This is a genomic window from Campylobacter bilis (assembly GCF_016806695.1).
In the GTDB taxonomy this organism is placed as follows: domain Bacteria; phylum Campylobacterota; class Campylobacteria; order Campylobacterales; family Campylobacteraceae; genus Campylobacter_D; species Campylobacter_D bilis.
Map to the genome: position 1 here is coordinate 50,310 of NZ_WUED01000002.1, position 24,795 is coordinate 75,104.

Sequence of the window (24,795 nt, forward strand, 5' to 3'; positions counted from 1 at the left end):
ATTTTTTAATGCTTTTTATAGAACCATTTTGTTCGTAGTTTGTATATTGAGGATTGCCTTTATAGCCGCAAGCACACAAGAAAATTAAGAAAAGAAATGTTAAAATCATTTTATGAAAAGTATGAATAACATTAAGATGATTAAAAACACTAATGCTGTGATTAATGAATTGATGAATAAATCTCATTATAAGCCTTTAAAAACCATTTTGTTCGTAGTTTGTATATTGAGGATTGCCTTTATAGCCGCAAGCACACAAGAAAATTAAGAAAAGAAATGTTAAAATCATTTTATGAAAAGTATGAATAACATTAAGATGATTAAAAACACTAATGCTGTGATTAATGAATTGATGAATAAATCTCATTATAAGCCTTTAAAAACCTTATTTTTTTGTAAAGATTTTTTAAGTTCTTTTCCGCTTGCTAAGCAAAAATTAATTGCTCGCATCTATGTAAAAAACCATATTTTAAACATCATAGCTTTACATTCAGCAGCTTATCAAGAATTAAATCATGATGATAGCAAAATTTATATTAAATTTCTCATAAAAGCATACGGACAAAAATATCCTTTAAGCGGATTTTCTAATATTAAAGAGGTGAAAATTTTTTCTCAAAAATATACTAGTGCAATGCATAAAAATACTCAAAATGCAAAAATGTTGCAAGAAGCTTATTTAGAACTTTCTAATGGTAATTTTAAAAATGCTTTTAAAAAGACTCATTTAGCACAAAAATTTGAAGAATTAAGACAGATTATAAAAAAGGCTGAATTTTGCTTAAAAATACTTTAGAAAATGAATTAAAAACTCTTCCTAATAGTGCAGGCGTGTATCAGTATTTTGATAAAGAAGGAAAGCTTTTATACATAGGTAAGGCTAAAAATCTTAAAAATCGCGTAAGATCTTATTTTTCTTTTACTCCTCATTTGCATGCTAATACAAGAAATTCTTTAAGAATACAAAAAATGATAGAAGAAACTGTGCATTTGGAATTTATCAGCACGAATTCAGAAGCAGATGCTTTGATTTTAGAAAATTCTTTTATAAAACAATTGCATCCTAAATATAATATTTTATTAAGAGATGATAAAACTTATCCTTATATTTATGTGGATTTTGATGAGGAATTTCCGCGTTTTGAAATTACTAGGAAATTAGTAAAAAAAAGTAAAATTAAATATTTTGGTCCTTTTTTTAAAGGTGCTAGAGAACTTTTGGATGCGCTTTATTTATATTATCCTTTAAAGCAAAAGTCAAGCTGTAAGAGTCCTTGTACTTTTTATCAGATTTCACGCTGTCTTGCACCTTGTAATAAAGGTGTAAGCAAAGAAAAATATCATGAGATTTTAACTCAAGCCATACACGCACTTTTAAATCCTAATATTTTAGTGAAAAATCTAGAAAAACAAATGCTTTTTTTAGCTCAGAATGAAAATTATGAAGAAGCAGCTAAGTTAAGGGATCAAATTGCTACGATTAAGGATTTAGAAGTTAAAATAGAAATAGATATTGCAAAATTGGAGGATTTTGAAGTTTTTGCCTTAGCTTTTGAAAAATCCATGCTTTCTACCCTGCGTTTTGTAGTACAAAATGGAAAAATTATTAGCGTAAATTCTAAAATCCTTCCCGTTAAAAACAATATAGAAGGGGATAAAAATGAAATTTATAAACAACTTATTTTAGAAAATTTTAGCATAGATATCCCTTGGATAAGCTCTAAGATTTATGTGTATGAAGCGTTTGAAGACAGAATGCTTTTAGAAGAAATTTTAAGCCAAAGGTTTGATAAAAAAATCAGCATTAAAATACCAAAAATAGGAGAGAAAAGGAAAATTTGTGATTTAGCTTTTCAAAATGCACTTTTAAATATAGAAAAAGAACATAAAAATAGTGATTTTAATATACAAGAAGAATTAAAATCTTATTTTGAACTTGAAAATTTACCAAATTATATAGAAATTTTTGATAATTCTCATTTACAAGGTGTAGCAAATGTGGGAGCTATGGTCGCTTATAAAAGAGGTGTTTGTGATAAGTCAAAATACCGTAAATTTCATTTAAAATATAAAAACGATTATGAGCAAATGCGCGAAGTTTTAACGCGTAGGGCTTTAGATTTTGATAAAATGTCGCCTCCTGATTTATGGCTTATAGATGGGGGAAAGGCTTTGCTTGATTTGGCAAAGGAAATTTTAGCAAGTAGTGGAGCAAATGTTGATGTTTTAGCTATTTCTAAAGAAAAAGTTGATGCAAAAGCCCATAGAGCTAAAGGGGGAGCTAAGGATAAAATTCATTCTATAAAAGGAGAATTTATTTTAAATATTAACGATAAGAAATTACAATTTTTACAAAAGCTAAGAGATGAAGCGCACCGTTTTGCTATCACTTTTCATCAAAATACTAAGAAAAAACAAGATTTATCAAGTTCTAAGCTAATGAATTTAGGGCTTAATGCAGGAACTATACAAAAACTTTTAGCTTATTATGGAAATTTTGAAACCATATATAAAGCCGATTTTGATGAACTTGTAATGCTTGTGGGCAAAAAAGCAACACAGAAAATAAAGGAAAATTGATTGTTATTAGCAGGAATGATTTTTATTTTTAATATAATTTTAGCGTATTTAAGCATTGATTTTTCAAGACTTGATGATAGCATGGAGCAATTTAAAATAGTTATGTTTGCTAGTGTTTTTATTATATCTTTAAGCCTTTTTATCTTAGCTTTTGTACAAAAAAGACAAAGAGAAAAAATACACCAAAAAATTTTTTTTATGCAAAATTCTTTTTTAGATTTTGAAAAAAAATTAAATGTACAAGATACCCTTGATTTGTTAAAAGAAAAATTTGACAATACCATACAAGTTTTAGCAAAGATTTCTGATGAAAAAGAAAGTTATTTGCATTTATTAGAAGAAAATTTATACCAGTTTAAAAATATATTCCATGCCATGCTTTGTTTGGATGAAAATTATGATAAAAAAATCAATACTTTAATTTTAAATGTTTTAAATTTCCAAAGTGAGCAAATTGCTTTAGCACTGCATCAAATGCCTAAATATGCTAAAAGTATGAATCATGATAAGATTTTTCAATTTCAAGCGAGTGTGGCTATAGTTAATGATGATGAGCTTGAGGCTTTTTTGCTTGCTAATGCGCTTTCTTATTTTGGGATTGAAAGTGTATATTTTAAGGATTTGAGCTTTAATGTTAATGATTTTCATTTGGTTTTTATTAAGGATAAGATTTTAAATGAGAATGTAAAGAAAAATTATAATTTTGTAATTATGAGTCGTTGTAACAATGCTTCTTATGAGGATTTTTTAAGTTTGCCTTTTGAAAGAAAAGATCTTGAAAATATTTTACAAAATAAACTTGATAAAACTTGTATTTTAGAATTTAAAACGCTTTATGAAAACAATGTATTGCTTTTTAAACAAAAGGATTTTGATACAACTTTGTTTTTTAATATCATACAAAAACAATGTGATAAAAATATATGTATTAATTCTTTTGTTCAGCTAAAGCAAGAATTAAGCAAAAAGGCTTATCGTTTGATTTTATTAGATTATGATTTAGTCCAATTAGATTATCAAAGAATGAAAAATTTTCTTCATGCTTATAAAAAGCAGTATCCACAAAGCCATATTGTCTTTTTTGCTAAAGAAGATGTGAAAGATTTTGATTGTGCGAGTGAGGTTTTAAGTGATGTGAGTAAAAAAGACTTTGTTCATTTGCTTAAGAAATATTTGCCAAAAGTTTAAGCTTTATAAAATTGAACCCCTGCTAAATCAAGGATTTTTACTTTTTTTTCTTTGATAAGTTGATTTAATAGATTTTTAGAAGCTTGATCAAAAGTCATTTGTACATCCATGTGGCTTTGAGGGCGTAAATGAAGGGTTTTTAGTAATTCTTCTTTGTTAAAGTTTAGTTTTTTGTTTTCATAATGTCTTTGAGTTAAAAATACGGGCGTAGAGTCTATAAGCTTAGAAAGCTTTAATAGTTTTTCTTCATTTATTTTTTTTACTGCATAGGCTGGAGGTCTGTCTATGGTGCTTAAATCCACTCTTAAAGGGGCGATTTTTTTTAAGGCTTGATTGAGTGCTTTAAATTCTTCTTCATTATCATTAAGATCTTTAACTACAAGAATTTCCATGATTAAATCGCCTTGAAATTCAGCTCTAAATTCTGCCATTTTTTCTATCATTTCTTCTAAATTAATATTTTTCAAAGCTTTATCAATTCGGTAAAATGTCTTAGCAATAGCACTGTCTAGGCTGAATTTGACTACATCTAATTTTAGTAAAGTTTGGAATTTGTTTTGATCTAATACAGCTGTGCCATTGCTTAAGATAAGGAATTTTTTGTCCTTTATAACTTGGCGTAAAGATAGTATTAACTCATCTAAATGTGGATAAAGGCTAGGTTCGCCATTGGCTGTAAAGGTTAGAAAGTCAAATTCTATGTTTTTTTTCAGCATGGTTTGCACTTCTAAAAGGATTTGTTTTGTATCTATGATTTGATCTTGTGTTGCTTGTGGTTTTTGAGCTTCAAGCTCGCAGTATACACAATCAAAATTGCATTGTTTTTTACTAGGGCTTAAATCTATACCTAAAGATCTTCCAAAGCGTCTAGAATTTACAGGGCCAAAAAGAATTTTCATTTTAATGAACTTTGTTTTACAAGTTTGATAAAATATTTTGCATTTTCAACAGGAATATCTGGTAAAATCCCATGGCCTAGATTGAAAATATGCGCTTTGTTTTGCATAGTTTTTACAATATTTTTCACGCTTTCTTCTATGGCTTGTTTGCTATAAAGTCTACAAGGTTCCATATTACCCTGAAGGGCGTATTTGTGTGATAGTTTATCACGTGCTAAATCAAGAGGAGTGCTCCAATCAACACCAAAAACATCAAAATTACCATCTATTTTGTCTAAATATCCGCTAATGCCTTTAGGGAATAAAATCACAGGTATATAAGGATATTTGGTTTTGATGAAATGAGAAATTTCAAGCATATAATCAAAAGAAAATTCAAAAAATTTATCATATTCTAAAGCATTTGCCCAACTGTCAAAAATTTGGATTGCATTTGCACCCGCTTTGATTTGTTCTTGAAGATAAAGTTTTAAAACTTGGGTGAGTTTATTTAGGATTTGGTGTAAAAATTCTGGGTTTTGATAAAGCATTTTTTTGCATTTTGCATAATTTTTACTACCTTTTCCTTCTATTATATAAGTAGCTATGGTCCAAGGACTGCCGCAAAAACCTATTAAAGCTTTATCTTGAGGCAATTTTTCTCGTGTAAGTTTTAAAGCATCATAGACATAAGATAATTTTTTGTGAGCGTTTTGATCTTCAAGCCTTTCTAAGTCTTGTAAGGTTGAAATGGCTTTGGTAAAAACGGGCCCTTCTCCTTTTTCAAAACGCAAATCCATACCCATTTCAAGCGGAACTACTAAAATATCTGAAAAGATAATTGCTGCATCAACGTCTAAAATATCAACAGGTTGTAAGGAAACTTCTGAAGCTTTTTTATAATCTTTGCATAAAGAAAGAAAATCTCCTGCTTCTTGTCTTACTTGCATGTATTGTGCTAAGTATCTTCCTGCTTGTCGCATCATCCAAACAGGGGTATAAGGCGTAGGTTTTTTAAAGCAAGCATCAATAAAAATCATTAATTTTCCTTTGTTTTTGGGAAATTATAACAGAAAAAAAATAAATAGCTATTTTTTTATCCCATAAATAGGGATGGTTGTGAAAGTTTATAATTTTACGATATTTGATTTTATAGTGTTTAGAAATTTTTATTTTAAGTTTTAGGAGGCAATTCTAAGGCGAATTTGGCTGCTTCAAAATAGCTTTTTGTGTTGATTTTAGCATTTTTATAGGCCTTATCAAAAGCAGTGCCGTGATCAACACTGACTCGGATGATGGGTAAATTTAAGCTTACATTGATGCTTTGATCAAAATATAAAGCTTTTAAAGGAGTTAAACCTAGATCATGATACATAGCCACTAAACGTTTGCATGATTTTAAACTTTCTTTGGTAAAAGCGCTATCGGCTACTAAAGGGTAGGGTAAATATATGCCTTTGCCTTTAAAATTGAAAAGTAAGTCATTTTGTAAATTTTCATCTTTTAAGGCTTTTTTGAAAAAATTCTCATCTTTTTGAGAATATAAAAAAGCATTAACAAAAGCAATGGCTTTTTGCATGATTTTTTCTTCTTTGCCTCCTATAACCCCATAATCTCCTGCATGAGGATTAAACCCTAAAACCCCGATTTTTTTAAAACCTGTTTCTTTATAGAAGTCTTTTAGAAAAATGCTTAAATTTTTAAAAGTGATTTTTTGACTTACTTTAGATAAGGGTATATGTTCGCTAAAAAGTCCTATAAAAAGCTTTTTACAGCCTAGCATCATAATGGCATTTTGTTTAAAAAAATCCCTTAAAGCATCAGTGTGTCCTTTATAATCAAGTTTAGCTTGTTCCCAGGCTTTTTTATGTACGGGTAAAGTTAGTAAAGCATGAGCGTGTTTTTCATAGACAAAATAGCTTGCTGCCTTAAAACTTAAAAAACTATAAAGTCCGCTTTTTGCATCTATTTTCCCTGCTTGGATATTAAAATTTTCATCCACTTTTAATCCTAAAGGTGCACAAAAAGAGTAAATTTCTAAGGAATTTTGACTTTTTTCATATTTAAATTCATGGTTTTTATCATCTTTAAAGCTTACAAGCTTAGCATTGAAAAGCTTTAAATCTAAAGCTTTTAAGGCCTTTTGTAATAAGCTTTCATGGATAAAATAATAAGGCGTGCAAATTTGGGAAAGCTTTTCATGAGAGCGTATTAAAATTTCAAGACCTATGCCATTTATATCCCCTATACTAATAGCTAATTTTTTCATCTTTTAATGAGTTCTTTCATTTCTAAAATGGCATTTTGAAGTCCTGTAAAAATTGATCTTGCTATGATGCTTTGTCCTATATTAAGTTCGCTAATTTCTTTGATTTTTGCTATTTTAGTGACATTTTTATAGTTTAATCCATGTCCTGCACAAACCTTTAAGCCAAGTTCTACGCCTTTTTTAGCGCATGATTGTATATTTTGTAATTCTTTTTCGAACAGGTCTTGTAATTGTGTTTTGGTTAAAGCAAATTCTTTAAGGGCAAAGGCTGTGTGTGAAATATTGCTAAAAAGAGCATTATATAAATTGGCATAATATCCTGTGTGAAGTTCTATAAATGTAGCTTTTAACTCATAAGATTTTTGTATATCTTCTAAATAGGGATTGATAAAAAGTGAAACTTCAATCCCTGCATTTTGTAGTTTTTTTATGCTTTCTTGCATTTTATTATGATTTAAATTGATTCCGCCTTCTGTGGTGAGTTCTTCTCTTTTTTCAGGTACTAAGGTAACGCGATGGGGTTTGAGTTTAAGAGCTAGATTTAAAATCGTATCATTACAAGCGCATTCTAAATTAATAGGACTTTTGCAAAAACGGATAATATTTTCTAGGTCAAAATCTTGAGCGTGGCGTCGATCTTCTCTTACATGTAAGGTGATTTGATCGCCAAATTTTGCGGCTATAAAAGCAGCTTCTAAGAGATCTGGATCATTTACCATTCTAGCTTGTCTTAAAACAGCTATATGATCGATATTTATACCCAAAAGCATGTTTTTCCTTAATAGAATTTTCGCTATTATACTATAAAATTTAAATAAGGAAGGCGATGTTAGGTATAGATTTGGGATCAAATACTTTAAGAGCTGTGCAAATGGATGAAGAATTCAAAAAAATAAAAGAATATGAATTTGTTGTGGGTGCAGCAAGGAATTTAAATCAAAGTGGGAAAATTTCTCAAGAAGCTATAAAAAAATTAAAAGATGTTTTAAAGGTTTTAGCCAAAGAGCAAGATTTAAGCAAAGCAAAAGCTGTTGCCACAGCGGCTTTTAGGAAGGCAAGTAATACCCAAGAGATTTTTGATAATCTTAAAGAAGAATTTGGAATTATTTTTGAACTCATCGATCCTAAAATCGAGGCTAAAATGAGTGTTTTAGGCATGCAAGCAGGTTTATTAGAGCTTGGAATTTGGGGAGAATTTGCGTATTGTGATTTAGGTGGTGCTTCTTGTGAATTGGCTTTTAAAAATTCTTTTATAAGTTTTGATTTTGGTATTATTAGTTTTTATGAAAAAAATCAATATTTAGGTTTTAAAACAAATACTTTTTATAATAAAATTCTTAAACAATATCCACAATTTATCACGCGTATAAAAGATAAAAAATTAAAAATTCATTTTTTAATCAAAGATAATCGTTTAAAATATCTTGCTTTTAAAGCTTTTGATGAGGTTGATAAAATAAAAAAAGTTCTTAAATCTTTTAAGGTAAAAACTGTGATTTTAAATTCGGGTGTTCCTACCATGCTAAGCGCTTTAAAGCAAAATAGAATTTATGAGGGCTATGAAGCAAGTAAGATAAATGGCACGCGGCTTTGCCATAAGGATTTTTTAAATTATGCTATTAAGTTATTTTATATGCAAGAGCATAAGACTATGAAACAAGTAAGCATGCGAAATAAATATTTAAGTGCAGGATGTTTGCTTTTTTATGCCTTATTTGACAGGCATAAACTTTTAGTCATTGATGAGGGCTTAAGAGAGGGGCTTTGTTTAGCAAGTATGAAAAATATCAAGTTTTAGTTTTTTGAAATTCAAAAAAGTGGAATTTTTCATCGAAATTAAAAAATAAAATTTTACTTTGCAAGAGGAAATTTTCATAACTTTTTTGATTTTTATCCTTACATTCTTTAAGCAGCGTTTCAAAACCAAAATCAATTAAAGCAAGGCTTTGTTTTTTAAATTCTAAAAGTTTAAAATTTAATTCTTTTATGAGTTTTTGAAGGTGATTGAAATTAACATTATAAGTAAGATCGCTTTTGCCAAAGAAATCTTTTAAATTGCATTCTAAAGGGTTAAAGACTTCGTGTTGGCGATAAATTCTTATACTAAAGCGTGTATTATCATAGCTACCATAATCAAAACCCGCGAAAATAAACTGTTCGCAAGCCTCGTTTAAATCTTTAAAAAAATCTTCTAATTGGGTGTTGTATTCTCCTTTTTGGAGATTTAAGGCTAGGCATTTTCTTTTTAAATCTTTATGCATAGGTTTAAAAATGAGTTTAAAGTCTTCAACAAAGGCCATTTTATCATCATTTATTAATTCGCAAGTAAAACTATCAAAAAGTTCGTTACAAAAGAAAAAAGCATTTTTAAAATGGCATTCTTTAAGACTGCTTTTGTGAGTGAAATCGACTGCATGTAGAGTTTTTCTTTGTAAGATTCTTAATTTTTCATGTGGTTCTATGATAAAAAAAGAAAGTTCTGGGAAAATTTGTGGTCTTAAATCGAGTAAGGCAGATAGAAAATCACGACTTAAATATCCTTCATTAGCTCCTATTTCAACAAGTTCTAAAGGCGTTTTTAGAATTTTTTGATCGATTAAGTATAAAAAGTGTTTTGCCAAAAGTGTGCCAAAGAGATTTCCCACGCTAACAGCAGTGAAAAAATCTCCATTTTTGCCTATATTTACTCCATTTTTATAGTAGTTTTCATGCAGCCAAATATGAAAAAAGTCACTAAATTTCATTGAAATAATGCATTAAATTTGGAAATGAAATCTAAAGGATCAACTTGTTTGCCTCCAGCAAGGATTCCAAAGTGCAAATGTGGTCCACTTACTCTACCTGTAGCTCCACTAAGCCCTAGAAGTTCACCTTTTTTGACTTTTTGTCCTTCTTTAACAATGATTTTAGAAAGATGATAGTATTGAGAATAAATTCCCAAGCCATGATCAATTACTACTGAATTTCCTGCAAAATAGCGATTTTTAGCGATTTTTACTATGCCTGAGTTAGTCGCGTAAATAGGAGTGTTTATAGAAGCTTTAAAATCTGTCCCGCTATGATAGCTTGCTACTTTTTCATTAAAAGTTCTTGCTTTTCCAAAATCGCTTGTAATAGCAGAATTTAAAGGCATATTAAAAGTGCTGTCAAACAATGCTTTTGGAGTATAAGAATTGTAAATGACATTAGCTTGTTGGAATTCTTTAGCAATGCGTTTTTGTTCGGTTTTAGGAGGAAAAATCTTTTTATTTTCGACATTTAATTTTTCGCTTTTATAGTGTCCTTGTAGGGTTTTTATCAGGATTTCTTCTTTTTTGTTTTTGTAAAATGCTATGAGTTTTGTATTTAAAGGTGGATTTTTATAAGATAAAGCAAATATAGCTAGAATTTTTTCTTGATTTTTAGGATGTGTAAAAGTGGGGATATTTTGATCATTTTTTTTTAAAGCAATAAAATCTTTTTTATTAAAATCTAAAATGAGAGTTTGGCCTTTAATAAGTTCTAGGTTTTGTGAACCAAAAAGCCAAAGGCTAAAGCTTAAAAAAACCAAAAAAAATTTCATAGACTCAACTCTTTAAGATCAGCAATCTTTAAAAACTCTTGGTAAATTCTATAAACTAGAGCTTGACGGTTGTTTTTGAGTTTTTCATTTTGATCATTGATCATGACTTTGTCAAAAAATTCATCAATAAAAGGCTTGAGTGCGAAGAGATTTTCAAGTTTTTCTTCTAAAGAATGGGTTTGAAGTTTTTCTTTAAAAGCTTCATAAAGTTTATTTTCTGCTTCTTCTACAAAAAGTGTTTCATCGATTTGGCATAAGGAGGTTTGTGCAATATTGGCCAATCTTTTAAAAGTAGCAAAATTTTCGTTAAAATTAGCTTTTTTACTAAGTTTGATAAGGGCATTAACACTTTGGTTAATATGGATAAGATCGGTATTTTTTGAGCTAAGAACTGCTTTAATAAAAGAAGTGTTAACTTCATAAAAGGTATAAAGCCTTTCAAAAATAAAATCTTTTAAAATTTGTATGTCAAATTTTTTATATTGGTTTGCGAGTTTTTCTAGTAAAATTTGCAGATCTAATTCTTTGTTTAAATTTAAAATGATTTTAATGATCCCATTAGCAGCACGTCTTAAGGCATAAGGATCTTTTGTTCCATTAGGAATTTTGCTTATACTAAAAAGTCCCATAAGATTATCAAGCTTGTTTGCAAGGGCAACTATGCTTGAAAATTCAGTACTTGGAAGAGGGGCTTGTTCTGAATCTGGAAGATATTGTTCTTTAATGGCTAGACAAATTTCATAATCTAAGCCCATTTTTCGTGCATAATAACTTCCCATAATGCCTTGTAAATTAGTAAATTCATAAACCATTTGTGTAGTTAAATCTGCTTTGGAGTATTTGATTGCTGTAGTGATATTTGAGATTTTATCATTTTTTAGCATTTGGCATAAAATTTCAGCGATCTTTATCTCTCTTAAGCTTTTATCTTGCATGGTTCCTAAGCCTTCAAGATAGGTTATTGTGGCAAGTTTTTCGGGATTTAGGCCATCTTGTATGTCATTTTGATAAAAAAACATAGCATCGCTAAGTCTTGCACGTAAAACCCTTTCGTTTCCATGGATGATTTTTGAGTAGTCTTTGCATACTGCATTGCTAACTACGATGAAATGATTGCTTAAACTTGTTTCATTAAATACTGCAAAATAGCGTTGATTTTCTCTCATAGAAGTGATAATGGCTTCATGAGGAATTTGAAGGTATTGTTCTTCAAAGCTACCCAAAAGTGCGTTTGGATACTCTGTAATAGCAACAACTTCGGCTAAAAGTTCTTCATCTTCACAGATTTGAATGTTTTTTTGACTTTCTAAGAGTCTAAATTGTTCGAGTATTCTTTCTTTTCTTTTAAGAGGATCTAAGATGATGAAATTTTTTTCTAAGAGTTTAAAATATTCTTTTGCGGTGTTAAATTCTTGTAAATCATAGCTTATGCTTCTGTGTACGAAGGTTTTTTTAGTGCTTTTAACGCCATAGCTTTGAAAATTAACCAATTTATCATCAAGTATGCAGACTATAGAACGGATAGCACGAATGAATTCAAAAGTATTAGCCCCCCAACGCATGCTTTTTCCAAAATTCAAGTTTTTAAGAAAACTTTCTATTATCTGAGCTAAGATTTCTTCACTTTGCAAGCCTTTGATGGTTTTTTGATGATATAAGACTTCTTTGCCTTTGATTTGCTTAAATTCGAGTTCTTTTTCACTTATACCTGTTTTTTGTAAAAAGCTTTCGCCTGCAGGTGTTAAAATACCATCTTTATACGCAAGATTTCTAGGTGCACCTATAAATTCAGCAAGAGTGTCTTCTTGTTTATTTGGGAAATTTTCATGAAAAAATACCAAGCGACGCGGGGTGTAATAAAATTTAAAATCACTTATTAAGCGATATTCTTCTAAAAGCTTTTTCCATTTTGTTTCTATATGTTTTAATTCTTTTAATAAAGGAAAAGCAGGTAATTCTTCTGTGCCTATTTCTATTAATAATTCACTCATGATCTACTCTTTTAAAAATTTGTTTTATTTTAACTTAATTTCATTAAAAAACTTATAAATACTTTTGCAAAAGGCTTTTAAGTTCATCAACATTGCTAAATTCATTTTCTTTTAAATCCTTTTGATACCATTTAGCATGCAAATAAGGTAAATTAGCATTCCTTGCACATTCTTGATCTTTTTGGCTATCACCTATAAAAAGACTTGTTTTATAAACAGCTTCATTTTTTAAAAGTTCTAGCATCATAGGATGAGGTTTTGGTTTTATATCAAAACTTACGCCTAAAATTTTATCAAAATAAGGAATGATGCCATGTTTTTTTAATATATTAGCAAGCGAGCTTTGAGGAGCATTTGTAGCAATGGCTAAAAAGCAATTTTTATTTTTTAAAAATTGTAATAATTCTTTAATGCCATCATATAACACCACGCTTTGTTCATAGTGTTTTATAAAATATTTTTCATAGCCTTCTTTAAAGCTTGAATGATGGAAATTGTCTATATTATAAAGTTCTTTTGCCCAGTTGATATTAGGTGTATTGATTGTTTGCATAATGGTTTGTCTTGAAAGTGCGTTGAGGTTCAAATCCTTGCGTATTTCATTAATAGCGCAAGTAATAGCATTAGCACTGTCAATTAAAGTTCCATCCATGTCAAAAAATACATTGATCATTCATAGTCCTTTAAATAGTTTTTGTGTTTTTCTTTTCTTTGGCTTTGTTTTTTTTCCTTGTCTAAAGCATTAGCAAGGTTTAAAAGTTCATTTTTTTCTTTGGAAAAATCTAAGCAAGCATTTACAAAAAATTCAAGATTTTTTGCATAATTTGAATTAAGGTTTACAGCACAGCTTTTTTCGAAAAATTTCGCATTTTTTAGCATTCTTTCTTGAAATTTAATTTTATCAAAATTTTCTTTTTTTAATGCACAAATAGCACCTTTAAAAAATTTTTCAAGATTCCTTAGATATTTCACACGCAAGGCTTTTTCTTCATTTTTTTTAAAATTCTTCCTTAGGTATTTTTGTGGATTCTGCATTCTAGTGCTTCTTGGACTAAATTTCTAGCTATGACTTTTTCTGAACGGATAATGTGTATATTTTCATCTATACTAGAAAAAAGCATCTTTTTTAAAGTACCATTAACATGGATTATCATATCTATAGGTTTTGGATAATTGGCTAAAACTTGGCAAAGAATTTCTAATTTGGCTTCATTGCTTACTGTGATAATTACTACAGCACATTCTTCAATATTAGCAATTTTTAGAGTTTCTTCTTGTGCAGCATTGGCAAAAACCACATTTTCGCCGCGGCTTACTCCTAATTCTACTAAATTTAAATCGCTTTCAAGTACCAAATAAGGCACCCCAGTATTTTTTATTTTTTGCACAACTTCTTGCCCTAAACGTCCATAGCCAAAAACAACGATGTGGTTTTTAAGTTTGAGATTATTATCGATGTTTTTCACTGTATTTGTGTTTAAGGTGATATCTTCTACGACATTGGCTATTTTTCTTATATTGTTTAGTATAAAAGGAGTAATGATCATTGTTAGAATAGAAACTGCAATGAGAATTTGAGAAGTTTTAATATCTAGCATATTTTTTGCTTGCAAAAGAGAAAAAATAGCTAAAGCAAATTCGCCTATTTGTGCTATAGAAAAAGCTGTTTTTAAGGCCACTCTTTTTTTGGTATAAAGAAATAAAAAGCCAAAGACTATCCCAAATTTTAAAGCCATAACAAGAAGGGTTAAAGCTATGATTAAAAACCAATTTTGAGTCACAATATCAAGTTGAATTTGCATCCCTACTGTAATAAAAAAAAGTCCTAAAAGCAAGTCCCTAAAAGGGATTAAATCTGCTTCGATTTTATGTTTATATTTAGTTTCTGCGATCAAAGCCCCTGCTATAAAAGCTCCTAAAGAATAAGAAAATCCAAAATAATTTGCTAAAAAACTTGCGCCAATGACCATAAATAAAACTGTGCTAATAAAAATTTCTTGAGAAGAGGTACGCACAATAAGTCTGAAAATTCTATCTACTAAGTATTTGCCTATGAAAAACAATAATGCAATTAAAATAAGCACTGAAATGAGTGTGGTAAAAAGAAGTTTTTCTATGTTTTGGTTGTTAGATGAGAAAATATCTACAAGCAAAAGCAGAGGAATTACAGCTATGTCTTGAAAGAGTAAAATTCCTAAAGCTTTCCTTCCATATTGTTCATTAATATCTCCATTGTCATTTAGAATTTTAAGTACAACAGCTGTGGATGAAAGTGCTAAGGCAAAGCCTGCTATTATAGCACTTTTATCGCCAAGTCCTAAAATTCCTATAGCAAGAAGCATAAAAACAAAGCCGCAAGTAAGCATTTGCAAAGAACCATTTAAAAATACTTCTTGTTTCATTGCCATGAGATGTTTAAAAGAAAATTCAAGTCCTATAGTAAACATTAAAAATACTATGCCAAATTCGGCTATATGAGTTATTTCTCCTTTAGCGCTTAAATGATAAATTTCAGAAATAATTTCTCCTGCTGCTATATATCCTATGATGGTTGGAATTTCAAATTTCTTAAAAATGACATTTAAAATTATAGCTATGGCAACGGTGATTAAAAAAATTTCTAAAAAATTATCCATATGTTTTTATTTTTTCTCATAAAAAATTAAATCAAAACTATTTTTATGTTTAATTATAGCTTTACTTGTGCTTTGTTTGTCTTGTTGTTTGCTTAATTCTAAGCGTAATTCATCAATGAGATTTTCAAATTCGTGAAGTTGGTTTTTTAATTTTAAAATCACATCAACTCCAGCAAGATTGATTCCCATATCTCGTGTTAAACGTAATATAAGCTTAATGCGATCGATATCTCTTTGGGAATATAGTCTGATTTTTCCATCGGTTCTGCTTGGTTCGATTAAGCCTTCTCTTTCGTATTGTCTTAAGGTTTGAGGATGTATACTTAAAACCTTAGCCACAACGCTGATTAAATATACAGGTTCATCATAATGGTGATCCATTTTCACTCCTTTCTTTTAAGGTAATTTTTCTTTTAAGAGTTCTATGAATTTTTCATCAAAACTCTCTGTATTTGGTAAAATGACATTTAAAATCAAATACATGTCTCCATAAATATCGTTTTTTCTGTTTTGAACTCCATAGCCTTTTAAGCGAATTTTTTGACCGTTTTTAGAATTAGGTGCTATACTAATTGTGACTTCTTTTTTATTCTCTTTTAGAGTTTGTACGCTTATCTTTCCTCCAAAAAGTGCGGTTTTAAGAGGGATGTCTATTTTTTGATATAAATCATCATCATCTCTTTCATAGCGAGGATTTTCTTCTATTTTAACAATAATAATTAAATCCCCGTGCATCCCATTGTATCCTTGTTTGCCTTTGGAGCGGATTCTAAGTTTTTCGCCTTCTTTTATGCCATGTGGGATTTTAAATTTAATACTTTGACCTTCAAAGCTAAAACTATGTTCTCCTCCTACAACAGCTTTTTCAAAGGGAATGCGAAGTTCTAAATTAGTATCTAGATTTTCTTCTTCAAAGTCTTTAAAACTACTATTAAATCCTTTTGAAGAAAAACCGCTAAAACCACCTCTTGTTTGCCCGCCAAAGCCTCCACCAAATAAGTCTTTTAAAATATCATCTAAATTGACACTACCAGCGTTTCTTGAAAAATCCTGAAAGCTTTTTCCTTCAAACATGGAATCGCCATATTGGTCGTATTGCGCACGTTTTTTTTCATCGCTTAAAATTTCGTAAGCTGCATTGATTTGTTTAAATTTTTCTTCAGCATTTTTTTCTTTGTTGATATCAGGATGATACTTTCTAGCTAGACGACGATAGGCTTTTTTGATTTCATCTGTGCTGGCATTTTTATTAACCCCTAGGGTTTGATATAAACTATTCATGTTATATTTCCTTAGAAAAATTTTTCTTCAATTATATTTATGGAAAATATTATAGCATAAACTTTAGCCTAAGTCAATCAAGTTTTATAAATTTTTATCACTCAAGGTTTTATTTACAATTTTGTAAATTTTCGGTTTTATACTTATAAACATAGTAAAATATTTTACGAACTAATTTATTTTTTAATAAAGCAAAAAGGGGTAAAAATGAAAAAAATTCTTTTATCGTTGAGTTTAGCAGGGGTTTTATTTGCTGCAAATATTAATTTTAATGAGTCTACTACAGTGGCCAATCGTGTTAATCCAGCTGCTGGAAATGTGGTGCTTTCTTACCATGATGCTATTAAAGATGCTAAAAAATCAGTTGTAAATATTTCAACTTCTAAAACCGTTACTCGTTCAAATCGTCCTAGTCCTTTGGATGATTTTTTTAATGATCCTTATTTTAAGCAATTTTTTGATTTTGATTTTCCACAAAGAAAAGGAAAAAGCGATAAAGAAGTGGTGAGTTCTTTAGGATCAGGAGTGATTATTTCAAAAGATGGCTATATTGTAACTAATAATCATGTTGTTGAGGATGCAGATAGTATTAGTGTGAATTTATTAGGTAGTGATACTGAGTATAAGGCTAAGCTTATAGGTAAAGATCCTAAAACAGATTTAGCTGTAATTAAAATCGAAGTTAATAATCTTTCAGCTATCACTTTCACCAATTCAGATGATTTGATGGAAGGGGATGTTGTTTTTGCATTAGGGAATCCTTTTGGGGTTGGTTTTAGTGTGACTAGTGGGATTATTTCAGCTTTAAATAAGGATAATATAGGTTTAAACCAATATGAAAATTTTATTCAAACAGATGCTTCTATTAATCCTGGGAATTCAGGTGGAGCTTTAGTGGATAGTCGTGGTTATTTAGTGGGAATTAATTCTGCAATTTTATCACGCGGTGGAGGAAATAATGGCATAGGTTTTGCTATACCTTCAAACATGGTTAAAGATATAGCTAAAAAGCTTATAGAAAAAGGTAAGATTGATAGAGGATTTTTAGGTGTTACTATTCTAGCTTTGCAAGGGGATACTAAAAAAGCTTATAAAAATCAAGAAGGAGCTTTAATTACTGATGTTCAAAAAGGTTCAAGTGCTGATGAAGCAGGGCTTAAACGTGGAGATTTGGTGATTAAAGTTAATGATAAAGTGATTAAAAACCCTATTGATCTTAAAAACTATATAGGGACTTTAGAAATTGGTCAAAAGATTTCATTAAGCTATGAAAGGGATAAAGAAAACAGACAAACCACTTTTATTCTTAAAGGAGAAAAAGAAAATCCTAAAGGTGTGCAAAGTGATTTAATAGATGGTTTGAGTTTGAGAAATTTAGATCCTAGATTTAAAGAACGTTTTGAAATTCCAAAAGACATTAATGGTGTTTTAGTTGATAGTGTTAAAGAAAAGAGTAAGGGTAAAAATTCTGGTTTTCAAGAAGGGGATATCATTATAGGTGTTGGACAAAATGAGATTAAAAATTTAAAAGATCTTGATCAAGCCTTAAAACAGGCAAATAAAAAAGAATTGATTAAAGTTTGGGTATATCGTAATGGTTTTGCGACTTTACTTATACTTAAGTAAAAACTACGAAAGGAATTTCCTTTCGTTATAAATTTTAGTTTAAAATTAAAATCAAGTTTAAAATAAAGGAATGCAATGACAAATATCCTTATGATAGAAGATGATTTAGAATTAGCAGAGATTACAGCTGAATATTTGGAAAAATTCGATATGAAAGTAGACATAGCACATGAGCCTTATATAGGACTTTCTAAACTTGCGTTAAAAGAATATCAGCTTATTATTTTAGATCTTTCTTTGCCAGGACTTGATGGGCTTGAGGTATGTGAAGAAATTCGTAAAAAATACGATACGCCTATTATTATTTCAAGTGCTAGACATGATATTACAGATAAGGTCAATGCTTTAGAATTAGGTGCGGATGATTATTTGCCAAAGCCTTATAATCCTAAAGAGCTTCAAGCACGTATTAAAAGTCATTTAAGACGCATTTTAAATACTAAAAGTGCTATAGCAAAAAGTGTTAAAGATTTAGTGTATGATCAATACAAACATATTATTACTATGAAAGGTCAAGAGCTTACTTTAACGAATGCTGAATTTGATATTTTGAGTTATTTGATTAAAAAAGAAGGTGGTGTGGTAAGTCGTGAAGAGTTGGTTTATAATTGTTCTTCTATCAGTGAGGATTCTAGTAATAAAAGCATAGATGTAATCATTAGCAGGATCCGACAAAAAATGGGCGATGATCCAAAAACTCCTAAATATATCCATTCTATTCGGGGAATAGGCTATAAGCTTACTCAATGAATAAGTCTTCGATTTTTTATACTATAACTTTTATTTTTATTTTTGCTGGCGTTAGTGTTGTTTTAGGTTTTTTATGGCTAATAGAATACGATCAGCAAAATTATACAAGGGAATTAAATACCAAGTATTCTTTAATAGCTAATGCACGGCTTTTAAATTTTGCAGGAGTTATTAGTGAAAAAGAATTTGAAGAGCAAACCAAAAATTATAATCAAATGGATGAAATAACAGAAGCTAAACAAATTCGTAGAGTTCTTTTTAGAGGTGATGTTTTGGCTAGGGTTGAAGTTAATAATGGTTTGATTGAAATCATTTCGTATAATAGACAAGTTTATTTAAACATTATTTATGATGGTAAAGTTCATCTTTATAAAGATCAAGATTATCAAACTTATAGATATTTTATTATTAAGGCTATAGCTGTAGCTGTCATTTGTATCCTTGTATTGCTTTATATTTATATATTTAAAAAATTAAAACCCCTTAAAAGGCTTAAAAAACAAATTGATAAATTCGCACAAGGAAAGCTTAATGATATAGAAGATGTAAGCACTGGAGTTGATGAAATTTCACAAGTTAGTGAGGCTTTTTATCAAGCTATTGTGCAAATTAGAAAATTAAATCAATCCCGTCAGTTTTTTTTAAGAAATATCATGCATGAGCTTAAAACACCTATTACTAAAGGTCTTTTAACTCTTGAAATGATAGAAGATAATAAATATAAGCAGCGTTTAAATGGGGTATTTAATAGGCTTGAAATTCTCATTAATGAGTTTGCTGCTATTGAGCAAATTACTTCAGGTGCGGCTTTTATCAATAGAAAGAAGTATAATATTTTAGATGTTTTAGATGAAGCTAAAGAAATTGCAATGCGAGATGATAGCAATATACGTATTTTTATGGATGGAAGTTTTTTTGTAAATGTGGATTTTAAACTTTTTACTACAGCTATTAAAAATATGATAGATAATGGTATTAAACATTCTGAAGATGGTTTTGTGCAAATTGATATTATAGATGATTATATTTGTTTTAAAAATCGTGGACCAGAATTAAATAATACTTTAGAATACTATACTCAAGCTTTTACTCAGGGTTCAAAGCAAAAATCAAGTTTTGGGCTTGGGCTTTACATTGTAAACACTATTTTGCAATCGCATGGTATGAAGCTTGATTATTTATATGAAAATGGGGTGAATTTCTTCTATTTTAGAAATCTTAAAAATATTATTGTCAAAGAATAATGGGTGATGAAAATATATTTTTATATTAAAACTCTTGACAAAGTTTCTTAATTTCAATATAATCACATTTTATTTTCTACATTCCGGATTAGCTCAGCGGTAGAGTAGTCGGCTGTTAACCGATTGGTCGTAGGTTCGAATCCTACATCCGGAGCCAGATATTTTATTTTTATTGATTTATCTTATCCAAATGCTTTTTATAAAATTTAATGCTTTCTTTACACGTTTTACAAGTAAAATTGTGGCCTTCAAATTCTATTTTTTGCTGAATATTATAAGGAACATCGTGGATTTTATTAGGGCAATGGCAAGTATAAAGATAAAATTGCAATTGTTCATTATCCTCTTTTTCAATAGCCTCAAAGCTAATATCGCTTTCATCATCGGTACTTAAAGATAAGCTTCTCCATTTTTCAACTTTCATATCTTCATAGAGTATATGTTCTAAAAGCCATTTTTTGACTATGATATAAAGTTTTTCTTTAAGATCATTAGTGGATTTGACATCTTTGATGAGATTGATCATGGTTTGGATGATTTCTTTATGGATTTGACGGTGTTCTTCTAAATTAGGATAGTTGATTAATTGCATGTATTTTTCTTCATCATGAAAATGATTTTTCATGTAATTGAAAAATTCGGTTAAAAGTTTTTTTATTTCATTTTTGCTTACAGATCTGTCCGATGCGATTTCAACTTTTGCAGCGAGTTCAAAAAGTTTTTTATGTTGATTGTCAATTTTAGCATTGTGCACACTGCAGCTGTTATCCCATTTTGGAAGCATTTTGACTCTTTAAGGAATAATTTGTTTATACCTAAAGATTATAGTAAAAGTAAATTAAATAAAAATGAAATTTTATTCAATATTTCATAAGATTTTTGATACAATGGTGCAAAGATCCTAAATTAAGAAAGATGAAAGTATGGGTACTAAAATTTTGCTTTTAGAAGATGATTTAAGTTTGAGTGAAATTCTTGAAGAGTTTTTAAACGATGAAGGATATGAGGTGTGTTTGTGCGATAATGCACAAGAAGCCTTTGATTTAGCCTATGAAAAGCATTTTGATCTTTGGATTTTGGATGTTAAGATACCTTTGGGTGATGGATTTTCTTTACTTAAAGAATTAAGAAAGAATGCTAAGCAAACCCCAGCTATTTTTATGACTTCTTTAAATTCAACTAATGATTTAAAAGAAGGTTTTGATGCAGGTTGTGATGATTATATTAAAAAGCCTTTTGAGCTTGCTGAACTTTGCGTACGAGTTAAGGCTTTGCTTAAGAGATCCTTTTCTCATAAAAATGAAGATTTTGAAGATTTGGGCGATGGATTTAGGTTTGAATTAGTTTCTCAGATTCTTTATTGTGGTAATAAGGCTTTAGCTTTACCTAGTAAAGAGATTAAACTTTTATCTTTGTTACTTAAAAATAAGAATAATTTCTTAAGTGTGGAAAGAATTTTTGAAGAACTTTGGGATTATGATGAAGAGCCTAGTGAGTTAAGCTTAAGGGCTTATGTAAAGAATTTGCGTAAACTTTTAGGAAAAGAAAAAATTATCAATCAAAGAGGCAGAGGGTATTGTTATGGCTAAAAAAGTCATACGACAAATTTTAGTCATTTATCTTACTACTACGGGTGTTTTTTTAACTATTTTTTTTACATTATGGTATCAAAAACTCAATGAAGAGCTTATATTATTAAAAGGCATATCTTTAAGAGAAAATCACAGAAACATTGTCCTTAGTATTATAAATTCTCGTTTTACTCCTATAAAAGTAAGTGCAAAAAATATTGCTCAAAGCACAGCTTTAAAATTTGCCATATTTGACACTAATGAAACGCTTTTTAATAATTTAGATTTTGATTTTAGAAAAGCAAAAACCGACCTTGAAGGCAAAGGAATTTATGATGATAAAGTCTTTTTTCTTGCCCCTATGAGTACGGATTATTATTTTTTAAGGCATATTGGTAATGAAGAGGCTAATACGCATGAAAGCTTGCAAATTTTAATACAAGGTGAAGATGTTAGTAAGAGTTTGTTTTGGATTAGAGTGAAGGTTTTTGGTTTTGCTATTATGGCTTTTTGTGTGTTGGGTTTGGTGGCTTATGTTTTAGTTAAGATTGCTTTAAAGCCTTTAGAAGATAAAATCAGCACGCTTGATCGTTTTATTAAAGATTCTATGCATGAGTTAAACACTCCTTTGAGTGTTATTTTAGCAAGTATAGAACAGCTTAAATGTCAAAATTGGGAAAATGAAGCTAAATTCAAAAGAATAACATTGGCTGCAAAAAGTCTATCTCAAGTGTATTCTGATCTTGTTTTTTATAATTTTCCTAATGCTTTAGAAAATACAAAGCAACAGCTTGATTTAAAATTATTACTAGAAGAGAGATTAGAATATTTTAAAGTTTTTTTTGAACAAAAGAAAATTACCTTAAAATTAGATTTGCATCAAGCAAGTATCTTTGCATCTAAAAATCAAATTTCTAAGTTAATAGATAATCTTTTAAGCAATGCGATTAAATATAATAAAAAAGGTGGAGAAATTGCTATTTGTTTGAGAATTAATTTTTTAAGTATTGCTGATACGGGCTATGGCATTGCTAAAAAAAATCTAGAACATATTTTTGATAGATATGCAAGATTTAATGCTGATAAGGGAGGCTTTGGCATAGGACTTTCTTTGGTTAAAAGAGTGTGTGAAGATAATGCTATTAAGATTATTTGTAACTCAGTGGAAAATAAAGGAAGTGTTTTTAAACTAAGTTGGTAGGTTCAGCAAGGAAATTCCTTGCTGATAAAGGCTTAAGCAAGCTTACATCATACCGCCCATGCCACCCATACCGCCCATGCCACTCATATCTGGCATAGCTGGTTTTTCTTCTTTGATTTCACTAATGGTTGCTTCTGTGGTTAAAAGCATGCTAGCTACTGAAACTGCATTGAGTAAAGCTATTCTTTCTACTTTTACAGGATCGATAATTCCGCTTTCTAGCATGTTAACATATTCGCCTTTTGCAGCATCAAAACCTGTATTTTCGTCTTTAGCATTTTCAACACTATTTACAACTACGCCTGCATCAAAGCCAGCATTTTCAGCAATTTGTCTTAAAGGTGCTCTTAAAGCTCTTTCTACAATAGCTGCACCTATTGCCTCATCGCCTTTTAAATCAAGTTTGATTTTAGATTTAGCTTTGATTAAGGCCGCACCACCACCAATAACTATACCTTCTTCAACCGCTGCTTTGGTCGCACTTAGGGCATCATCAACGCGATCTTTTTTCTCTTTCATTTCAGTTTCTGTTGCTGCACCTACTTTGATAACTGCAACTCCACCGCTTAATTTTGCAAGTCTTTCTTGTAATTTTTCTCTATCATAATCTGAAGTTGTTTCAGCAATTTGTGCTTTAATTTGATTAACTCTTGCATCAATATTTGCTTTTTGACCTGCACCATTTACTATAGTGGTGTTATCTTTATCGATGATTACGCTAGAAGCTTGTCCAAGATCTTGTATGGTAGCACTTTCAAGTGTTCTTCCAAGTTCTTCAGCAATCACTTCTCCTCCTGTTAATATAGCTATATCTTCAAGCATAGCTTTTCTTCTATCGCCAAAACCTGGTGCTTTTACAGCAGAAATATTTAACACTCCGCGAAGTTTATTGACAACTAAAGTTGCAAGTGCTTCACCTTCAATGTCTTCAGCAATGATTAAAAGAGGTTTACCTGTTTTTTGAATTTGTTCTAATATAGGGAGTAGGTCTTTTAAATTAGTGATTTTTTTATCAAAAAGCAGGATATAAGGGTTTGAAAGTTCTGCTGTCATTTTTTCTGCATTGGTAATAAAATAAGGGCTTAAATAACCTCTGTCAAATTGCATGCCTTCAACTACGTTTAGTTCATCATTGATAGATTTTGCTTCTTCGACAGTGATAACTCCATCTTTACCTACTTTTTCCATAGCATCAGCAATTAAATTACCGATTTTTTCATCAGAATTGGCTGAAATTGTTGCAACCTGTGCTATTTCTTTTTTATCTTTTACTTCGCGAGAAAGCTTTTTAAGTTCTGCTACGATAGCTTCACAAGCTTTATCCATACCGCGTTTTACTTCTATAGGATTAGCACCTGCTGTGATGTTTCTTAGACCTTCTTTGAAAATCGCATGAGCTAAAACTGTTGCAGTTGTTGTTCCATCACCTGCTTGATCGGCTGTTTTGCTTGCTACTTCTCTTACAAGTGAAGCACCCATATTTTCAAGACCGTCTTTAAGTTCTACTTCTTTTGCAACGCTAACGCCGTCTTTAGTGATAGATGGGGCACCAAAACTTTTTTGGATTAAAACATTGCGTCCGCGAGGTCCCATTGTGACTTTTACTGCATCATTAAGTTTTTTAACACCTTCGTACAGTTTGTTTCTTGCTTCATCTGAAAAAATAATTTCTTTTGCCATTGTTTATCCTTTTATTTTAAAATTCCTAAGATATCATCTAAATTTAAAACTAAATATTCATTATTGTCAAGCTTGATTTCTGTTCCGCCGTATTTAGCAAATACAATTTTATCTCCATTTGATATATCGTTTATTTCTTTACTTACTGCTGCTACTTCTCCTATTAAAGGTTTTTCTTTAGCATTATCTGGTATAATTATGCCAGAAGCTGTTGTTTTGGTTTCTTCGACGCGTTTAACTAAAACACGTTTTCCTAAAGGTTGAAAATTCATTTTGTCCATCCTTAAAAAATTGATTTTTGGCACTCTTTAATTTTGAGTGATAAAATCATACTATAA

Annotated in this window: 25 protein-coding genes and 1 tRNA gene; 11 read left to right on the forward strand and 15 right to left on the reverse strand. The window is 29.9% G+C overall.

From position 1 onward, the window contains the following. Positions 1-121: 121 nt before the first annotated feature. The 4 genes from GRQ01_RS07775 to GRQ01_RS01090 are packed head-to-tail and all read left to right on the forward strand — an operon-like array spanning position 122 to position 3,768. Positions 122-268, forward strand: coding sequence for a hypothetical protein (locus GRQ01_RS07775; RefSeq protein ID WP_193699206.1), 147 nt, complete (start codon positions 122-124; stop codon positions 266-268). A 24-nt stretch (positions 269-292) separates the two neighbouring features. Then, positions 293-796 (forward strand): hypothetical protein, encoded by a 504-nt coding sequence (locus GRQ01_RS01080; RefSeq protein WP_158334009.1) that lies wholly within the window; start codon positions 293-295, stop codon positions 794-796. Beyond that, the gene (gene uvrC, locus GRQ01_RS01085) at positions 778-2,580 is read left to right on the forward strand and encodes an excinuclease ABC subunit UvrC (RefSeq protein ID WP_158334010.1); all 1,803 of its coding nucleotides are present in this window, start codon (positions 778-780) and stop codon (positions 2,578-2,580) included. The genes GRQ01_RS01080 and uvrC overlap by 19 nt, the downstream gene beginning before the upstream one ends. Beyond that, positions 2,581-3,768 carry a hypothetical protein gene (locus GRQ01_RS01090; RefSeq protein ID WP_158334011.1) on the forward strand — a complete coding sequence of 396 codons (1,188 nt, stop codon included), beginning with the start codon at positions 2,581-2,583 and terminating at the stop codon, positions 3,766-3,768. Here the strand turns inward: GRQ01_RS01090 and GRQ01_RS01095 are convergent. From GRQ01_RS01095 to GRQ01_RS01110, 4 genes are all read right to left on the reverse strand, one after another. Then, entirely contained in the window at positions 3,765-4,667 is a 903-nt protein-coding gene (locus GRQ01_RS01095; RefSeq protein WP_158334012.1) for a radical SAM protein, read from the reverse strand. The two genes, GRQ01_RS01090 and GRQ01_RS01095, sit on opposite strands and share 4 nt — an antisense overlap. Next, positions 4,664-5,686, reverse strand: a complete 1,023-nt coding sequence (hemE, locus tag GRQ01_RS01100; protein WP_158334013.1) for a uroporphyrinogen decarboxylase — start codon at positions 5,684-5,686, stop codon at positions 4,664-4,666. The genes GRQ01_RS01095 and hemE overlap by 4 nt, the downstream gene beginning before the upstream one ends. A gap of 134 nt (positions 5,687-5,820) precedes the next feature. Beyond that, a complete protein-coding gene (pdxA, locus tag GRQ01_RS01105; protein ID WP_158334014.1) occupies positions 5,821-6,915 on the reverse strand; it encodes a 4-hydroxythreonine-4-phosphate dehydrogenase in 1,095 nt (364 codons plus the stop codon). After that, entirely contained in the window at positions 6,912-7,685 is a 774-nt protein-coding gene (locus GRQ01_RS01110) for a pyridoxine 5'-phosphate synthase (RefSeq protein WP_158334015.1), read from the reverse strand. Before GRQ01_RS01110 ends, pdxA begins: the two co-directional genes overlap by 4 nt. Before the next feature lie 56 nt (positions 7,686-7,741). On the opposite strand from GRQ01_RS01110, the gene GRQ01_RS01115 reads away from it, so the two are divergent. After that, positions 7,742-8,713: a Ppx/GppA phosphatase family protein gene (locus GRQ01_RS01115; RefSeq protein WP_158334016.1), complete on the forward strand. Its 972-nt coding sequence runs from the start codon at positions 7,742-7,744 to the stop codon at positions 8,711-8,713. Here GRQ01_RS01115 and GRQ01_RS01120 read toward each other — a convergent pair. The 8 genes from GRQ01_RS01120 to GRQ01_RS01155 are packed head-to-tail and all read right to left on the reverse strand — an operon-like array spanning position 8,703 to position 16,385. Beyond that, positions 8,703-9,659 (reverse strand): SAM-dependent methyltransferase, encoded by a 957-nt coding sequence (locus GRQ01_RS01120; protein WP_158334017.1) that lies wholly within the window; start codon positions 9,657-9,659, stop codon positions 8,703-8,705. The two genes, GRQ01_RS01115 and GRQ01_RS01120, sit on opposite strands and share 11 nt — an antisense overlap. Next, positions 9,656-10,477 carry a peptidoglycan metallopeptidase Pgp3 gene (pgp3, locus tag GRQ01_RS01125; protein WP_158334018.1) on the reverse strand — a complete coding sequence of 274 codons (822 nt, stop codon included), beginning with the start codon at positions 10,475-10,477 and terminating at the stop codon, positions 9,656-9,658. Before pgp3 ends, GRQ01_RS01120 begins: the two co-directional genes overlap by 4 nt. Continuing rightward, the gene (gene glyS, locus GRQ01_RS01130) at positions 10,474-12,468 is read right to left on the reverse strand and encodes a glycine--tRNA ligase subunit beta (RefSeq protein ID WP_158334019.1); all 1,995 of its coding nucleotides are present in this window, start codon (positions 12,466-12,468) and stop codon (positions 10,474-10,476) included. The genes pgp3 and glyS overlap by 4 nt, the downstream gene beginning before the upstream one ends. A gap of 52 nt (positions 12,469-12,520) precedes the next feature. Continuing rightward, positions 12,521-13,141 (reverse strand): HAD family hydrolase, encoded by a 621-nt coding sequence (locus GRQ01_RS01135; protein ID WP_158334020.1) that lies wholly within the window; start codon positions 13,139-13,141, stop codon positions 12,521-12,523. Beyond that, positions 13,138-13,503 carry a hypothetical protein gene (locus tag GRQ01_RS01140; RefSeq protein WP_158334021.1) on the reverse strand — a complete coding sequence of 122 codons (366 nt, stop codon included), beginning with the start codon at positions 13,501-13,503 and terminating at the stop codon, positions 13,138-13,140. Before GRQ01_RS01140 ends, GRQ01_RS01135 begins: the two co-directional genes overlap by 4 nt. After that, positions 13,479-15,104, reverse strand: coding sequence for a cation:proton antiporter (locus tag GRQ01_RS01145; protein ID WP_158334022.1), 1,626 nt, complete (start codon positions 15,102-15,104; stop codon positions 13,479-13,481). The genes GRQ01_RS01140 and GRQ01_RS01145 overlap by 25 nt, the downstream gene beginning before the upstream one ends. Before the next feature lie 6 nt (positions 15,105-15,110). Next, positions 15,111-15,485: a heat shock protein transcriptional repressor HspR gene (locus tag GRQ01_RS01150; protein WP_158334023.1), complete on the reverse strand. Its 375-nt coding sequence runs from the start codon at positions 15,483-15,485 to the stop codon at positions 15,111-15,113. Between the two features lie 15 nt (positions 15,486-15,500). Next, positions 15,501-16,385 carry a DnaJ C-terminal domain-containing protein gene (locus tag GRQ01_RS01155; protein WP_158334024.1) on the reverse strand — a complete coding sequence of 295 codons (885 nt, stop codon included), beginning with the start codon at positions 16,383-16,385 and terminating at the stop codon, positions 15,501-15,503. Between the two features lie 207 nt (positions 16,386-16,592). Between GRQ01_RS01155 and htrA the strand changes: the two genes are divergently transcribed. The 4 genes from htrA (at position 16,593) to GRQ01_RS01175 (ending at position 20,162) form a co-directional block, all read left to right on the forward strand. Continuing rightward, positions 16,593-18,011 carry a serine protease HtrA gene (htrA, locus tag GRQ01_RS01160; RefSeq protein ID WP_158334025.1) on the forward strand — a complete coding sequence of 473 codons (1,419 nt, stop codon included), beginning with the start codon at positions 16,593-16,595 and terminating at the stop codon, positions 18,009-18,011. A gap of 75 nt (positions 18,012-18,086) precedes the next feature. Next, complete coding sequence (locus tag GRQ01_RS01165) at positions 18,087-18,761, forward strand: response regulator transcription factor (RefSeq protein WP_144674326.1); 675 nt, start codon at positions 18,087-18,089, stop codon at positions 18,759-18,761. Further along, complete coding sequence (locus GRQ01_RS01170) at positions 18,758-20,005, forward strand: ArsS family sensor histidine kinase (RefSeq protein ID WP_158334026.1); 1,248 nt, start codon at positions 18,758-18,760, stop codon at positions 20,003-20,005. Before GRQ01_RS01165 ends, GRQ01_RS01170 begins: the two co-directional genes overlap by 4 nt. 82 nt (positions 20,006-20,087) lie before the next feature. Next, positions 20,088-20,162 (forward strand) — tRNA-Asn (locus GRQ01_RS01175). A 12-nt stretch (positions 20,163-20,174) separates the two neighbouring features. Here the strand turns inward: GRQ01_RS01175 and GRQ01_RS01180 are convergent. Further along, positions 20,175-20,789, reverse strand: coding sequence for a bacteriohemerythrin (locus GRQ01_RS01180; protein ID WP_158334027.1), 615 nt, complete (start codon positions 20,787-20,789; stop codon positions 20,175-20,177). 139 nt (positions 20,790-20,928) lie between these two features. Between GRQ01_RS01180 and dccR the strand changes: the two genes are divergently transcribed. Further along, positions 20,929-21,594, forward strand: coding sequence for a two-component system response regulator DccR (gene dccR, locus GRQ01_RS01185; protein ID WP_158334028.1), 666 nt, complete (start codon positions 20,929-20,931; stop codon positions 21,592-21,594). After that, positions 21,587-22,777 carry a two-component system sensor histidine kinase DccS gene (gene dccS, locus GRQ01_RS01190; RefSeq protein ID WP_158334029.1) on the forward strand — a complete coding sequence of 397 codons (1,191 nt, stop codon included), beginning with the start codon at positions 21,587-21,589 and terminating at the stop codon, positions 22,775-22,777. The genes dccR and dccS overlap by 8 nt, the downstream gene beginning before the upstream one ends. A gap of 42 nt (positions 22,778-22,819) precedes the next feature. Here dccS and groL read toward each other — a convergent pair whose 3' ends face one another. Together groL and groES are read right to left on the reverse strand one after the other, a co-directional pair. Further along, positions 22,820-24,457: a chaperonin GroEL gene (gene groL / locus GRQ01_RS01195; RefSeq protein ID WP_158334030.1), complete on the reverse strand. Its 1,638-nt coding sequence runs from the start codon at positions 24,455-24,457 to the stop codon at positions 22,820-22,822. A gap of 11 nt (positions 24,458-24,468) precedes the next feature. Then, positions 24,469-24,729, reverse strand: coding sequence for a co-chaperone GroES (gene groES / locus GRQ01_RS01200; protein ID WP_158334031.1), 261 nt, complete (start codon positions 24,727-24,729; stop codon positions 24,469-24,471). Between the last annotated feature and the right edge of the window lie 66 nt (positions 24,730-24,795).